Origin of the sequence: Chryseobacterium sp. BGARF1 (assembly GCF_001677955.1) — a bacterium.
GTDB lineage: Bacteria > Bacteroidota > Bacteroidia > Flavobacteriales > Weeksellaceae > Chryseobacterium.
Genome location: NZ_LELA01000089.1, coordinates 1 through 16340, shown reverse-complemented (window position 1 = coordinate 16340; position 16340 = coordinate 1). Strand labels below are relative to the sequence as shown.

Below are 16340 nucleotides of genomic sequence, written 5' to 3'. Positions count from 1 at the left end.
GAAAAGTATTTTTGCCACGAATGCACGAATATTTTTTACAACATCAATAAATTCGCGCATTCGTGGCAAAAACAAAAACCGCTAGAAAATTCTAACGGTTCTATATTTATTTAAACGAAATCAAATTACATTTGCTTGTACTCGATATTCATTTGTTTTTCCATTTCTGCATATACGCCAGTATCAAATTTTTCTTTGATGCCATCAAAAGCAGCTAAAGTTTCGTTAATCTCTGAATCTGTATGCGAAGCTGTAGGGATTAATCTCAACAAGATCATTCCTTTTGGAATTACAGGATATACTACAACTGATGTGAATACACCGTAATTTTCTCTTAAATCTTTTGCTAAAAGGGTTGCTTCAATCGTCGTTCCTTTTATGAAAACTGGTGTCACACAAGTATTTGTGTTTCCAAGATTGAAACCTCTTTCTTTTAATCCGTTTTGAAGTTTAGTTACGTTTTCCCATAATTTATCTTTAATTTCTGGGCGTGTTCTTAATAATTCTAATCTTTTTAAACCTCCAATTACCATTGGCATTGTTAAAGATTTAGCAAAAATCTGAGAACGAAGATTGTATTTTAAAAATCTGATAATATTTTCATCACCTGAAAGAAAAGCTCCAAAACCTGCCATCGATTTAGCAAACGTTGAGAAGTAAACATCGATCTGATCTTGACATCCCTGCTCTTCACCAGCTCCAGCTCCGGTTTTACCTAAAGTTCCGAAACCGTGTGCATCATCAACCAAAAGTCTGAAATTGAATTTAGATTTTAAATCACAAATTTCTTTTAGTTTCCCCTGCATTCCTCTCATTCCGAAAACCCCTTCAGTGATTACTAAAATACCACCACCGTTTTCTTCAGCCACTTTGGTTGCTCTCGCTAAGTTTTTCTCTAAACTCTCGATGTCATTATGTTTGAAAGTAAAACTTTTTCCCATGTGAAGACGTACTCCATCTACGATACAAGCGTGAGAATCTGCATCATAAACGATAACATCATGTCTTGTCACCAAAGCATCAATACATGAAACCATCCCTTGGTAACCGAAATTTAAAAGATAAGCAGCATCTTTTTGAGTAAATTCTGCCAATTCTTTTTCCAGTTGCTGATGTTGTTGAGTTTCACCAGACATCGCTCTTGCACCCATCGGATAAAACATTCCGAATTCTGCTGCTGCTTTTGCATCAGCTTCCAATACTTCAGGATGATTACACAATCCTAAATAATCATTAGCGCTCCAAAAAATTACATCTTTACCTTGAAATTTCATTCTCGGACCAATTGGACCTTCAAGTTTTGGGAATACAAAATATCCTTCTGCGTAATCAGCAAACTGACCTAGTGGCCCTGGATTTTGTTTTATTCTTTCAAAAATATCTACCATTGTATGAGTATGTTTTATGTAAAAAAGCCCTTTGTAAATTACTAAAAGGCTTAATTTGTATTAATTTATTCTTATTATTTGATGAATTCTGTTTTGAAAACTTCATCATAGTTATGGAAACAGTTGTTGATGAAACCTTGTTCTTCCATCCATTTATCGCTGTACACTTTTGTAATATAACGTGAGCCGTGATCAGGATAGATCATTACCACAAAATCATTTTCGGTTAGCTCATGAGACTGCGCATATTGCATTAATCCCTGAGTAACAGCTCCTGTTGTATACCCACCCATAATAGCTTCTTTCAAAGCAAGTTCACGGGTTCTGTAAGCCGACATTTCGTCATTTACTCTTACAAATTCATCCACTTTATCAAATAAAAGAGCAGAAGGAATTAAATTTTTTCCCATTCCTTCAATTTGGTAAGGATGTACATCTTCTTTGTGAATTTTACCGGTTTCGTGGAAACTCTTCAAAATAGATCCGTCTGCATCAACACCGATAATTTTAATATCTGGATTTTTCTCTTTTAAGAATTTTGCAGAACCTGATAAAGTTCCACCCGTTCCTGTACATGCAAAAAGGTGAGTAATCTTACCTTCAGTCTGCTCCCAAATTTCAGGACCTGTAGTCTGATAGTGGGCATCAATATTCAGCTCATTAAAGTACTGATTGATATAAACGGAATTTGGGGTTTCTGCAGCAATTCTTTTTGCTACTTCATAATATGATCTCGGGTCATTCGCAGGTACATTCGCAGGACATATATATACTGTAGCACCAAGAGCTTTCAGATAAGCTATTTTTTCAGCTTTTGTTTTATCACTTACAGCAAGAATACATTTGTATCCTTTAATGATGCAAACCATTGCAAGTGAAAAACCTGTATTTCCGGAAGTAGTTTCTACAACTACTGAATCTTCCTTTAATAAACCTTTTTTCTCAGCGTTTTCAATAATATGAAGTGCGATTCTATCTTTTGTGGAATGTCCAGGATTATATGATTCTAACTTAGCATAAATTTTTGCAGGAATTTCTTTAGTCACTGTATTAAGTTTCACCAAAGGAGTGTTCCCAATCAAGCCAAGAATATTATCGTAAACATTACTCATTATTTGTTATTTTTTTCAAATAAAAATCTGACCGCAAAAATACAAAAAAATAAATAATTTCTAAACTTTTAGTTCATTATAAGTTTGCTATTTGTATAAATAGGTGATTTATTTTTGCTTGCAGCCTACCGAACTACACAAAAACTACGCCATATTTTTTAAAATTTGTTAAAATTAATTTAAACTAATCTAAAAACCTTATTTTCGCATAATTGATTTTATACTATGAAAAACTGGACTTTTAGGCAATGGAACACCCTTCTCGGATGGGTGACTTTCGTTATTGCATTTTTCACGTACTTATCAACTATGGAACCCAATTTTAGCTTTTGGGATTGTGGTGAGTACATTTCTTCAGCAGTAAAATTAGAAGTAACGCATGCTCCCGGAGCTGCTTTATTTCAGATTGTGGGAGCAGTAGCTGCCATTTTTGCTTTTGGAAAAGGTGAAAATTACTCTATCGTGATCAACGGAATGTCGGCATTATTCAGCGCATTTACAATTTTGTTTTTGTTCTGGACAATCACTCATTTCGTAAGAAGACTTCTCAACAAAGATTTTGAAGAAATCACAAAACATCAGGAGATTTCTATTCTTTTTGCAGGACTTATCGGAGCTTTGTGTTTTACCTTTTCTGATACGTTTTGGTTTTCAGCAGTGGAAGGTGAAGTGTACTCGATGACATCGATGTTTATTGCACTTTTAGTTTGGCTGATTACAAAATGGGAAAACGAATATCTTGAGAAAGACAATGAAAGATGGATTATCTTAATCTTCTTCATTTTAGGTCTTTCGGTAGGAGTTCACATGATGGGAATGCTTGCGATTCCTGCTGTATGTTTAGTCTATTATGCAAGAAACTATACATTTACCTGGAAAAATTTCATTTTTGCAAACCTTATTACTTTAGGAATTTTAATTCTTGTATTTAAAATTATCTTCCCGGTAATCATGTCTTTATTTGGAAAACTTGAAATCTTCTTTGTAAACGGTTTAGGACTACCTTTTCATTCTGGAACGATTGCTGGCTTTATCATTATGGTAGCGCTTTGTTATTTCCTTATAAAATATGCAAGACAGTCGAAGAAAAATATTTTTCAGACGGTAGCTTTATCTATAGTTTATATGATTATTGGTTTCTCTTGTTGGATGGTTATTCCGATCAGAGCCAATGCAAATCCACCAATGAACCTTAATGATCCTGATACTGCAATTGGTATGCTTGATTATTACAACAGAGAGCAATATGGAGATTGGCCTACAATTTACGGTCAAAACTATACTGCTTTCCTGGATGCAAACGGAATTCAGAAAAACGAAGACGGTAGTTTTAAAACTAAAAAGACTGGAGAAGTTTACGAAAAAGACGAAAAAACAGGTACTTACAGAAAAACGAGTGAGCGTTTTAATTATATTTTTGATAAGTCTCATGTGAGCTTAATGCCAAGAATGTTCAACGATGATAAAGATGTAATGTCAAATTACATTTCTATGTACGGCGCACCGGATTTTAAATTTAATTATGCAAATGAAGATGTGGCAGACAGCCCGGAAGCAAAACAAATTTTCGACGAACTGAGAGCGAAATATGAAGACGGAACGATTACCGCATCAGATTATTTAAAAGTAAGACCTTATAATTTAATCACGGTTCAAAAGCCTTCTTTGGCTCAGAATATGGATTATTTTATTTCATTCCAAAATGGATATTATTTCTTGAGATATTTGATGTGGAACTATGTTGGAAGACAGAATGACCTTGAAGGAAACAGCGAAAACACAAAAGGAAACTGGATTTCAGGAATTGCACCAATCGATAATGCTCTTTGGGGAAATCAGGATGCGATGCCTGCAAAATTCAAAAATGAAAGTACAGTAGCATTTTTCTTCTTACCATTATTATTGGGTATTTTAGGATGTTATTTCCAGTTTAACAGAGATTTTGGAAGATTTTATGCAATATTATCTTTATTTATTTTAACAAGTGTCGGAATTATTTTCTATACCGGAGTAAAACCTTTCGAACCGAGAGAAAGAGATTATGCAATGGTTGGTTCGTTCTATGCTTTCGCTATTTGGATTGGTCTGGGAGCCGGAGGAATTTTATGGTATTTACAGTCTAAAGTAAAGTCGAACGCAGCAAATATAGGCTTCGGAGTTATTTTGTTAGGAGTTCCATTTATGATGGGTTTCCAAAACTATAATGTACACGACAGAAGCAACAGATATACAGCATACGATTATTCTTATTCAGTATTAAAATCATTACCAAAAGAAGATATTTTATTTGTTTACGGTGATAATGATACTTATCCGGTTTGGGCAATGCAGGAAACAGAGAGATTCCGTGATGATGTGAAAGTGGTTAATTTTACTTTACTATCAACTCCTTGGAATATTGATCAAGTAAAAAGAAAAACCTATAATTCTAATCCTATTCCTAGTCAGCTTAATCATGAAGATTACAGAGATGGTGTGAATGACCAGATTTATCTAATGAAAAAGAATGATTGGAAAAATATCATCGCTAATCTACAAGAAGCTGGGGCTCCAGAAAGTGCAATAGCGCCGTTCCAGAAATATTTGGTTCAGGATTCTATGACTTTGAAAGAGGCAATGAATTTTATTAAAATGAAATCTCCTGAAAAAGATGAAGTTTTAAAAATGATTTTTGGTGAGGAGCGTTACGAAAAATATAATTTCCTTCCGGTAAATAAATTTGTAATTCCTGTAAACAAAGCAAACGCAGTGAAAGCAGGAATCATCAATGCTTCAGACCTTCCTAATACGGTAGATCAGATTGTGGTTGATTATAAATCAGGAACTTTATACAAAAATAACCTGATGATGTTTGATATTTTGGCAAACTTCGATTGGAAACGTCCGATTAATTTCTCTTCAGGAGGGGTTTATGAAAGCGAAAATATTTTCTTCTTAGATGAATATCTTCAGTTTGACGGTTTCAGCTACAGATTGGTTCCGATTCATACGCCAAGAAGCAGCGATGGAGAAATGGGAAGAGTAGATGGAAATTCATTATATAATGTTGTGAAAAACTACAGATGGGGTAATTTCAAAGACTTGAAAGTTCATTTTGATGAAACAGCAACTTCAAACATTATGGGCTACAGAAGTTCTGCAAGCAGAGCAGCAGCAGCTTTAGCTCTATCAGGACAGAAAGCAAAAGCTTTAGAAATATTAGATCTTGCAGCAAAAGAAATTCCTGCAGAAAAATATAATGATCCTCGTTCTTTAAGTTCAATGGTTTACGGATATATCGTTGCAGGACAAGAAGAAAAAGGATTGAAGTTGGCTGAGATTCTTAAAAAAGGAATTTTTGAAGAATATGATTATTATTTATCTTTAAGCCCGTCTGAGCAAAGATTTGCAGGAAGGCCAATGAGATCAAAGCCTATGGAATATTCATTAGTTGTAACTTCAGTAACTGATGCTTATAAAAAATTAGGACAACCTGAGAAAGCTTACAATTATCTTGTGAAATCTATTGAACCCGTTGATAAGAAATTTAATGTATTCATTAAAGATCTTCAGCAAATGGGGAAAGAAAAGGCAATGAAAGAATCTGAAAAAGTACAGAAAATCACCCCGTTTTATCAATATTTGTTTGATATAATGGAGCCATTTGATTCTACTTACGCTAAAGAAAAAGAAGATCAGATTACCACAGCGATTATTAAAGCAACACAATAAAATCAATACTTAAAACGGAACTTCGGTTCCGTTTTTTTATGTTGATATTCCTGAAATTTAGAACTACCTTTGTATAACTAAAAAAACGCAATGGCTGAATCTCAAAATAAGAATCTCCCAATCTACGCTGTATTTTTTGCAATCATTGCAAAACTTTATTTTTTACTCACGCATCACATTCAGGAGGATGCATTTATCACTTGGCGGGTTGCTCAAAATCTCATGGATTATGGGGTAATCGGTTTTAACGGAGCCACAAAAATCTCAGCTTCTACAACGCATTTGTACGTTTTTGTTTCTTATATTTTTAATCTGATCTTTGGAAAAGAAAATTTTATAGAGCCGTTGCTTATTTTTAATACGACGCTTTTTACAATAGGAAGTTTATTTCTGTCACATCTTTTATTTAAAAACAATTGGCATAAAGCGATCTTCATCTTTTTATTTGGAATTTTACCGCCATCCATAAAGATTTCAATCCTCGGAATGGAATATGGAATTCTGTTTTTCCTTGAAATGGCATTGTTGTATTATGGTTTCAAAAAAGAGAAAAAATGGGCTTTTATTTTACTTCCAACATTAATATTATTCACAAGAATCGACACGGTTATTTTCCTAGGAATTGTATTTTTAGTAGATGTTTTTTGGAATAAAAAAATCAGATGGAGCTATATTTTAGGTGGGATTTTAGGCGTTGCAGTCTGTGTTTCTTTCAATTGGTTCTACTTCGGTGAATTGGTAAATAACACAATCGTTGCAAAGAAATTGGCGTATGATCAGGTATTTACTTTACAGCAAAATATAGAATATTTTAGATTAAACTACGGGAATTTTTGGGGAATGCTGAAATTACCGGGAGATTTTAATCCTATTACGATTGTGATTGCCCTTTTTGAACTTCTTTGTTTTATTTATTTAATAAGACAAAGAGAAAAAAGAAATTATTTTCTGTGGATTATTTTTCTTTTTGCATGGTCGAAACAAATCGTTTTTCTTTCGCAAAAAAGCTTGTTCGATTGGTATTACTGGGTTCCGCAGATTTTACTTTTTGTTCCGGTTTTGATTTTTGTTTTAGAACAGAAAGTAAAGCGAAATCTTTGGCTGACTTTATTAGTTCTTATTTATATTTTACCAATGTTGGTTTTCCAAACTGTACATTCTATTGCAACAGGAAATGGCGAATGGAATTACAGGCGCTCAATCGGATTATTTTTAAATACGTATGAAAAAGATAAAAAACAATGGATTTTACTAGAACCTGCAGGTTATATTCCGTATTTCTCAGGTTTAAAAACGATTGATGAAGTTGGGTTGGTTGACAAACAAATTCAGGAAGAAATTAAAAAAGACAAAGCTAATTCTTGGATAAATACTGTAAAAAACAGAAAACCAAAATATATGCTTTCTTACAGAGATTTGTTTCAAGATAAAGACTCAATCTACTATAAAACTCATTATCGTCTTTTGAATGAATTCAGGATAAATAATCATCTGAAAAGTGATTATCCGATTTTAGAAAAAATTTATAAACTGAAACCTTCAGGAACAGATTATAATTTATACGAAAAGGTAAAGTAGTTTGTATTAAAGTAAAAAGTAAAAAGTAAAAAGTAATTTTGACCCTAAACTCTAAACTCTAAACCTTATGCAATACTGTGCTTTTCTCCGTGGTGTCAATGTAAAAGGAACCAATATGAAAATGGCAGAAGTCTGTCAGGTGTTCAAAGATGCCGGAATGGAAGATGTAAGTTCGATTTTAGCTTCGGGAAATATTATTTTTAGTTCAGATAAAAATACAGATGAGCTAAAGATTGTTCTCGAAAAAGCAATGTCTGAATATTTTAAATATGAAGCATTTCTTTTTGTAAAGACAGCAGAAGAAACAGAATTGTTTTGGTTTAAAAATCCTTTTGAGAAGAACGAAAATTTTCACACGTATGCATTTGTAGGAAACGATAATGTAGAAAACATCCTAATGAATGAGTTTCAGAACGCTTCAAAATCTGAGAACGAAAAAGGAGAAATCGTTAATAATATCTTTTATTGGCAGGTTTCAAAAGGAAATACATTAGATTCTAGCTTTGGGAAAGTTTTAGGCAAAAAAAGCCTGAAAGACCAGTTTACCAGCAGAAATATTAATACTTTTGAGAAGATTCTTAAAAAATTTTAATACTCTCTTTTTGTAATTGCGAGGAACGAAGCTATCTTTAAATTTTTCTCTTTTAAAGTAATTTTTAACCCCAAAAACCGTTTACAGGTTAAGTCTATAAATAATTTTCAATTATAAAACTTTCTCAGTATTTTTACTGAACTTTTAATTTAAATAAAAATAATGATTCAACATTTAGATAACATACAGCACAAAGATTCAAAAAACTTTTTCTTAATTGCCGGTCCTTGTATTATTGAAGGCGAAGATATGGCGTTAAGAATTGCGGAAAAAGTAATTGAACTGACCAATAAATATAATATTCCCTATATTTTTAAAGGAAGTTTTAAAAAAGCCAATCGAAGCAGAGTAGATTCTTTCACAACAATTGGTGAAGAAAAATCTTTGGAAATTCTTAAAAAAGTAGGAGAGACTTTTAATATTCCTACCACAACAGATATTCACGAGAACGAGCATGCTGCTTTAGCCGCTCAATATGTGGATGTTTTGCAGATTCCTGCGTTTTTGGTTCGTCAGACCGACCTTTTGGTAGCTGCAGCTGAAACAGGAAAATGTGTTACTTTGAAAAAAGGGCAGTTTCTTTCTCCTGAATCAATGAAGTTTGCCGTTCAGAAAATTACTGATTCAAATAATCAAAAAGTGGCTATTATAGAAAGAGGAAATTCTTTTGGATATACCGATTTGATCGTTGATTACAGAGGAATTCCTACAATGAGAGAATATGCTCCGGTAATTTTAGATGTTACGCATTCTTTACAGCAGCCTAATCAAAGTTCAGGAGTTACAGGTGGAAGACCAGATCTTATCGAAACGATTGCTAAAGCAGGAATTGTTGTTGGTGCAGACGGACTTTTTATAGAAACTCATCCAACTCCGGAAACAGCACTTTCTGATGGAGCAAACATGCTAAGATTAGATTTATTGGAAGATTTATTGCAAAAACTCACAAGAGTTAGAGAATCTATACTATAATTGTTAAAAAATACTTAATTTTAGAAATTATAAATAATTCCTTTTGAAAAAACTAGTTTTACCACTAAGCCTTATGGTACCCGTCTTGATATTCTCACAAGCAAGAAAAAGAGATACGACGACAACAAGGGTTTCCAATATTGAGGAAGTTGTTTTCCAGAAAAAAGTTACCGGGAAAACCACTGATATTACAGCAGTAAGAATTTCAGCAAAAGATGCCAAAAATGTCGCAAGTATCTCTGGCGGCGTAGAAGGAATGCTAAAAACACTTCCGTCTGTAAATTCAAACACCGAGCTTTCTTCACAATACATGGTGCGTGGTGGAAACTATGATGAAAACCTTATCTACATTAATGATATTGAAATTTACAGACCTTTTCTAATCAGAAATTCTCAGCAGGAAGGTTTAAGTATCATCAATCCGGATATGGTTTCTGCGGTCAACTTTTCGGCAGGAGGTTTTGAGCCAAGATATGGTGATAAAATGTCTTCAGCTTTAAATATTTATTATCGTGAACCTAAGAAATTTGAACTTTCTGGTGAAGCGAGTTTAATTGGCGGAAGATTAACAACAGGTTTTGCATCGGGAAAAGAAGATGAAAACGGAAACAAAAAATTCACAGCTTTATTTTCTGGAAGATACAGGAATACCAATCTGGTTTTGAATACTTTAAATGAAGACACCGATTTTAATCCTACCTACTATGATTTTCAGTCTTATCTGAATTATCATGTGAACAGCAAGCTTTCACTTTCATTTATTGGATATTATTCTAAGAATGATTACGAAATGATCCCGAAAGAGAGAAGTGTAGATTTTGGAACAATAAATCAGCCCATTAATCTCTCAGTTTTTTATAATGGTAAAGAAAATGACCAGTATAAAAATATGATGGGTACAGTTTCAGCAAACTACAAACCGTCTGATAAATGGAGATTTACATTAGATAGTTTTGCGTATCAAAACCGTGAAAGAGAATATTATTCTATTGCATCAAGCTATATTCTCCAAACTTTTGATCCAATTACAGGAACTCCAATCACGTCTTATGATGTTGGCGGACAAATAGAGCACGCAAGAAATGATCTTTTTGTAAGAACATACGGAACACAATTCAGAACCCGCTTTTCACCGAATGTGAATACTGATATTGAATTAGGTTTTAAATATGAAAAAGAAAATCTTCGAGATCTAACTAATGAATGGAAGCTGGTAGATTCTTCAGGATACAGTATTCCGCATCCGGTTGATGATCCTAGATTTCCTGATGCATCAGATTTAGACCTATTTTACAGTATCGCGGGAAATAATCATATTGAGCCGACAAGATTATCGGCTTACGGACAATATTCTCAGAAGTTCTATTGGGGAGCGAGTAAAGTTTTGGTAAATGCAGGAGCGAGAGTAGCACACTGGAGTTTCAATAACGAAACCATTTTCTCACCTAGAGCGCAGTTTGCCATAAAACCTGATTGGAATACCGATATGTGGTTCAGACTTTCTGGAGGGGTTTATTATCAGGCGCCTTTTTATAAAGAAATTAAAGATTTGAATGGTAATTTTAACTCAAATATTAAATCTCAAAGATCGATTCAGGCAATTTTGGCCAATGAAACCGAATTTGAGTTTGAAGACAGACCATTTAAATTAACGACAGAATTATATTATAAAAAAATGGATAATGTAATTCCGTATTATATGGATAATGTGAGAATTCGTTATTCAGGGCAAAATAACGCTACAGGTTACGCTTACGGAATTGATACAAGATTATTCGGTGAATTTGTACCAGGTGTAGATTCTTGGCTTTCTGTAAGTTATGCAAGGGTTTTTGAAAATATTGATGGAAGAGGAAATATTCCGAGACCAACTGATCAGAGATTCAGATTTGCAATGTTTTATCAGGATTATATGCCGAAATTCCCGCAAATGCGTGTAAATCTTACCTTAACCTATGCGATGGGATTACCAAATGGTGCGCCGGTTTTCACAGATCCTTATCAGTATCAAAAAACTTTGCCTTCTTACAAGAGAGTAGATTTAGGACTTTCGTATGCATTTGTAGATGCTGAAGCAAAAAAACAAACTTATGGTTTCTTGAGCAATTTTGATGAACTAACTTTAGGAGTGCAGGTTTTTAATGCATTTAATATCAATAATGCAATTGCCAATCAATGGATTACCGATGCGAATAGTAGTATCATGTATCCTGTTCCGGTTCGTTTAACGGGAAGATTCTTTAATGTAAAGCTTGAATTTAAAATAAAGTAGATTTCCATTAAATCTATACAATATAATTTTGATGAAAGAATTATTAGAGAAAGATGATAATTGGGATCCTCATTTGGTAAAACAAAAAGATATCTGCAAAAAATATACTTCAAAATGGAGTCCAATAAATAAAAAGCTGCATATTGGAATTTCAAATAACTATTTTTTACAGCCTGTAAATGGTTTGAGACATTCTAGTGAAAATGGAACTGTTGGTTGGTATATTTGGTTTGGTGAATTTAAAAATGATGATGATTTTTTTAAACCAATGTGTGCCGAACATTTATTAGAAATTAATCCTAATATTATTCAATATTTAGGTTTAGATGTAGGATTTAGATTCTTGATTGATTGTAATGGCTATGAAGATGTTTGGGAAGATGAAAATATTAAATAAATTTAAAAAAATAAAAAACTGTTAAATTTACAGAAGGATTAAAGCTAATTAAAAATGAAAAAATATATCATCACCTTTCTGTTTTCAGTATTTGCCGTTCTATCTGTAACTGCACAATCGAAAACAAACCCTCAATTATCAAAACTATATCAGAATTACATTTCCGTAAAATCTGCTTTGGCTTCTGATGATCCTAAGAAAACATCGGCTGCAGCCGGAGAATTTTTGAAAACAGCTTCATCAGTCAATTCAAAATCTTTAGACGAGAAAAAGTTGAATTCATTAAAATCAGATGCAAAAACAATTTCATCAGCAAAAAATATCGATGCACAGAGAAAACCGTTTTACAGATTATCTGATGTGATGATCGCTGTTGCTAAAGAAAATAAAATTTCTGATAAAACCATTTTCGTACAATATTGTCCGATGGCGGATGGAAGTTGGCTAAGTAATGAAAAACAAATTGTCAATCCTTACTACGGAAGTTCGATGCTTAAATGCGGTTCGATAAAATCTGAAATAAAATAATAAAAAAGAAACTCAATTTGAGTTTCTTTTTTTATATCTCCAGCTTTAAAATCTTTTCTACCATTTTCTGATTGATACTTTCAGGAATCGAACGCATCAAAAAATTCCTTAGTTGATTTCCTTTTTCCCATTGAGAAATTTTACCAATCGTCCAGCTATTTTTAACAATCGTATCTACTTTTTTTCTTCTGATATTCTGAAATTCTTCAAAAACAGAATTGAAGTTTTTATTTTTCTCTAATAATTTACCAATCACATACGCGTCTTCAATCGACTGACAAGCGCCTTGTCCCATATTGGGAGTTGTTGCGTGAGCTGCATCACCAATCAAACAAAGATTTTCAGCATACCATTTCGGAATAGGAGCGAGGTCGATAATATCATTCAGAATAATATTTTCTGGTTTTGTGGCTTTTAAAATGTCCAAAACCAAAGAATCAAAATCGTTGAAGGTTTCTGTTAAATCAATATTTTCTGTAAATTTATTTTCATTCACCAAAGCATACCAATAGACTTTTTTGTCGGAAATTTTTACAAAACCAAAACGTTTTCCTTTTCCCCAGATTTCTAAAGCATGATGGTTGTATTTTTCGGGAAGTTCAAGATCGGTTAAACCACGCCAGCATTTTTGCTCGGCATTTCGAATGTTTCCGGTTTTAAAGATTTTATTTCTGACTTTAGAATGAATTCCATCGGCTCCAAAAACGATTTTACTTTCTGCTGTAAAACCATTTTCAAATTCTAAAAAGTAGTTTTCTTTCTTCTGAATTTGCTGTAAAGAATGATTGAGTTTAATGTTTCCAAAACCTAAATTTTCGGCTAAAATATTCTGAAGTTCTGCTCTGTGAATAGCAACGTTACAAGAATTAAATTTCTTTTCTAAAGCCAAAACATTCGTTGTAGAAATAGTTTTTAGCTTCTCGTCCGTAATAAATATTCCGTGAATTTTATTTCCTTGGCTTTCAATTTTCTCTTTTAAACCCAATTTATCAAAAATCTTCATCGCATTCACAGCCATCATAATTCCGGCTCCGACAGGTTTTATTTCCGGAGCAGATTCATAAATGGTAAAATCTAAATGGTGTTGTTTTAGAATATTTCCTAAAGTTAAACCTCCAATTCCGGCTCCGAAGATTGAAATTTGATTCATTTAATGATTTTAGTTTTGCTTTTAAATTTGTAAGCCACGAATGCCCGAATAATTTTAATAATAATTAGAAAAATTCGTGCATTCGTGGCAAAGGTATATTTCAATTTTTCAATTCGTTTAATAATTATATTCATTGTTGAGATTCTTCACTTCGCTATGCTTCGTTTTGAATGACAAACATGCTGTTTAATTTATTTTTTTTAATGAGTTGAAGATACTTAAAAAATTGCCACAAAAAAACGGAGCCTGAAAAAATCAAACTCCGCTTAATAATTATTTAAACTAAAAATTATTTACCTAAATAAGACTTCAAAATCTTACTTCTTGTATTATGTTTTAGTCTCTTGATTGCTTTTTCTTTAATCTGACGAACTCTTTCTCTCGTAAGATCGAAAGTTTCTCCGATTTCCTCCAAAGTCATTGGATGTTTTCCGTTTAATCCGAAATACAATCTTACCAAATCAGCCTCTCTCGGAGTTAAAGTGTTCAATGCTCTTTCAATCTCGATTTGAAGAGATTCAAGCATCAAATCTTTATCCGGGCTTGGAGATTCTCCAGAACGTAAAACGTCATAAAGGTTAGAATCTTCACCTTCTACCAAAGGCGCATCCATAGACAAATGTCTTCCGGAGTTTTTCATAGATTCTTTAATATCTTCCTCGCTCATGTCAAGAACTTCAGCCAATTCTTCCGGAGAAGGTGGTCTTTCGTTTTCCTGCTCAAGGTGAGCGTAAGCTTTGTTGATTTTGTTAATCGATCCAATCTTGTTCAAAGGCAATCTTACAATTCTAGACTGCTCTGCCAAAGCCTGTAAGATCGACTGACGAATCCACCAAACCGCATAAGAGATAAATTTGAAACCTCTGGTTTCGTCATATCTTTTTGCAGCTTTCATCAATCCTAAGTTCCCTTCATTAATTAAATCGGGTAAAGAAAGACCTTGGTTTTGGTACTGTTTCGATACGGATACTACGAAACGAAGGTTGGCCTTGATCAATTTTTCCAATGCGACTCTGTCGCCTGCACGGATCTTTTGTGCCAAATCTACCTCTTCGTCTGCTGTAATTAGTTCTACTTTACCAATTTCCTGCAAATACTTGTCTAATGAAGCGGTTTCCCTGTTGGTAACCTGCTTGGTTATTTTTAATTGTCTCATTTATTTTATTCTCAAAAATAGAGTTGCTATTATATTATACGTTTGAAACATTAAAAAGGTTACACAGGTTACAATTATTTTTTATTTAATTAAAATGATTTCAAAAAAAAAGTTGTAAATTATCAATCTTCTACCTCAGAACAAGGATTATAGATCAAAATTTCTCTGAAATATATTTTTTTATGATGAAATATTTAATTCATGCAAATCACGTTTATTTTATTTGAAGCTTTTTCCCACTATCCACTATATCTTTTTGGTAGCCGCTTCCACTTCGTTGCACCAGCCACCAAAAAGGATGTCGTTTCTATCGGGGCTAGTGACAACGTAAGGTCATAAAACCTCATAGGTTTCGGAAACCTATGAGATTTAGTAGAAAAGTATCTGAACAAAAAAAGCGAAATCGAAGTTCCGCTCTATTATATAAGTCGTTTGACAATCAACTAAAGACCATCAGCTATCAACTCTTAAAACAAATCATTCAACAATTTCGCCAATCTTAAACCTCCGTAAAGAAGCTGTCTTTCCATGGTATCATTGAATTTATACTGATAATCGTAAGATAATTTAGACCCATCCGGAGTTTGAGCATAAATTTTATTAGCGATTTGATGAGAATCGTACAACCAGTTTTCTAACGTTCCAGATTGTATTTGCTTTACTTCATCCTTAGATTTAATATCCAAAAGCTTTGCATATTCTGTGTAGCTGTATTTTTGTGAATCTACCAATTTTCCGTCCCAAACTGAGTGAAGATTTGTTTTATCTCCAAAGTAAGTAACGTTAATTTTGTTTCCACCTAGATCTCCTGATCTTCCGGTGTGCATTGGCTGTGCCAAATCTCCCATCATATGAATAAGAAAAATTAAAGCAATTTTTCTGTCTTTTTCAGAAGTTTTTTCATCCTTAATCTGACTAGATAAAACCTTAACCTGAGAATAAAGGTTAGCTCCTGCCTGAGCTTTCAAATCTTTTTCAAATGCCACAAAGTCTGTCTGGGGATCAATGTTTACATAATGCCAAGCTGAAGCTTGTTTCCAGGCACCTGTAGTATCAGACTTAATAAAATCTGGCCAGTTTGCCCAATACGCCATTCTTTCCTGCCCCAACATTTTTCTGATTTCTCTCTTTGCTTTTCCTGAAAGATGGTTTTCTGCAATCTCAGCAATCACTCTGTGACCCGTTAATCCCCATGCATAAGAATACACAGAACTTGCAACGAATGCCAAAAGCAAAATTTTAGAATAAATACTTTTCATTTCTTTAAATAATTTTCGAATTGCAAAGATAAGTAAGCCCTACGGAAATTTACCTTTAAAATAATTTTTTGTTGGTTTTTGCACTGTTAATTTTATGTAAAGTTCATTTTTAAATTTTGCCTGAATTTTTTTTAAATTTTAAAAAATCCTATTTTAATAAAGATTAATACACTAGAAAATCAATAAATTAGATTAAATTACATCTTTAAATATGAAAATTTGAGA

At 33.1% G+C, this 16340-nt stretch carries 12 protein-coding genes; 7 read left to right on the top strand and 5 right to left on the bottom strand.

From position 1 onward, the window contains the following. Positions 1 to 125 precede the first annotated feature (125 nt). Both AB671_RS16535 and AB671_RS16530 read right to left on the bottom strand, forming a co-directional pair. Entirely contained in the window at positions 126 to 1388 is a 1263-nt protein-coding gene (locus tag AB671_RS16535) for an aminotransferase class I/II-fold pyridoxal phosphate-dependent enzyme (protein ID WP_066676627.1), read from the bottom strand. A gap of 74 nt (positions 1389 to 1462) precedes the next feature. Beyond that, positions 1463 to 2500: a PLP-dependent cysteine synthase family protein gene (locus AB671_RS16530; RefSeq protein ID WP_066676628.1), complete on the bottom strand. Its 1038-nt coding sequence runs from the start codon at positions 2498 to 2500 to the stop codon at positions 1463 to 1465. A gap of 225 nt (positions 2501 to 2725) precedes the next feature. Between AB671_RS16530 and AB671_RS16525 the strand changes: the two genes are divergently transcribed. From AB671_RS16525 to AB671_RS16495, 7 genes are all read left to right on the top strand, one after another. Next, positions 2726 to 6211 (top strand): DUF2723 domain-containing protein, encoded by a 3486-nt coding sequence (locus AB671_RS16525; RefSeq protein WP_066676629.1) that lies wholly within the window; start codon positions 2726 to 2728, stop codon positions 6209 to 6211. A 90-nt stretch (positions 6212 to 6301) separates the two neighbouring features. After that, positions 6302 to 7789: a hypothetical protein gene (locus AB671_RS16520; RefSeq protein ID WP_066676630.1), complete on the top strand. Its 1488-nt coding sequence runs from the start codon at positions 6302 to 6304 to the stop codon at positions 7787 to 7789. A gap of 67 nt (positions 7790 to 7856) precedes the next feature. Next, on the top strand, positions 7857 to 8381 hold the full coding sequence (locus AB671_RS16515) for a DUF1697 domain-containing protein (RefSeq protein WP_066676631.1): 525 nt from the start codon (positions 7857 to 7859) through the stop codon (positions 8379 to 8381). Between the two features lie 162 nt (positions 8382 to 8543). After that, the gene (kdsA, locus tag AB671_RS16510; protein ID WP_066676633.1) at positions 8544 to 9353 is read left to right on the top strand and encodes a 3-deoxy-8-phosphooctulonate synthase; all 810 of its coding nucleotides are present in this window, start codon (positions 8544 to 8546) and stop codon (positions 9351 to 9353) included. A gap of 43 nt (positions 9354 to 9396) precedes the next feature. Continuing rightward, entirely contained in the window at positions 9397 to 11625 is a 2229-nt protein-coding gene (locus AB671_RS16505; protein ID WP_066676635.1) for a TonB-dependent receptor plug domain-containing protein, read from the top strand. A gap of 31 nt (positions 11626 to 11656) precedes the next feature. Continuing rightward, complete coding sequence (locus AB671_RS16500) at positions 11657 to 12022, top strand: hypothetical protein (RefSeq protein WP_066676637.1); 366 nt, start codon at positions 11657 to 11659, stop codon at positions 12020 to 12022. A 54-nt stretch (positions 12023 to 12076) separates the two neighbouring features. Next, entirely contained in the window at positions 12077 to 12550 is a 474-nt protein-coding gene (locus AB671_RS16495; protein WP_066676638.1) for a DUF3347 domain-containing protein, read from the top strand. Positions 12551 to 12581: 31 nt separating this feature from the next. Here AB671_RS16495 and AB671_RS16490 read toward each other — a convergent pair whose 3' ends face one another. The 3 genes from AB671_RS16490 to AB671_RS16480 form a co-directional block, all read right to left on the bottom strand. Further along, a complete protein-coding gene (locus AB671_RS16490; RefSeq protein ID WP_066676640.1) occupies positions 12582 to 13700 on the bottom strand; it encodes an FAD-dependent monooxygenase in 1119 nt (372 codons plus the stop codon). Between the two features lie 289 nt (positions 13701 to 13989). After that, complete coding sequence (locus tag AB671_RS16485) at positions 13990 to 14856, bottom strand: RNA polymerase sigma factor RpoD/SigA (RefSeq protein ID WP_034757900.1); 867 nt, start codon at positions 14854 to 14856, stop codon at positions 13990 to 13992. Between the two features lie 467 nt (positions 14857 to 15323). Then, on the bottom strand, positions 15324 to 16115 hold the full coding sequence (locus tag AB671_RS16480; RefSeq protein WP_066676642.1) for a S1/P1 nuclease: 792 nt from the start codon (positions 16113 to 16115) through the stop codon (positions 15324 to 15326). Between the last annotated feature and the right edge of the window lie 225 nt (positions 16116 to 16340).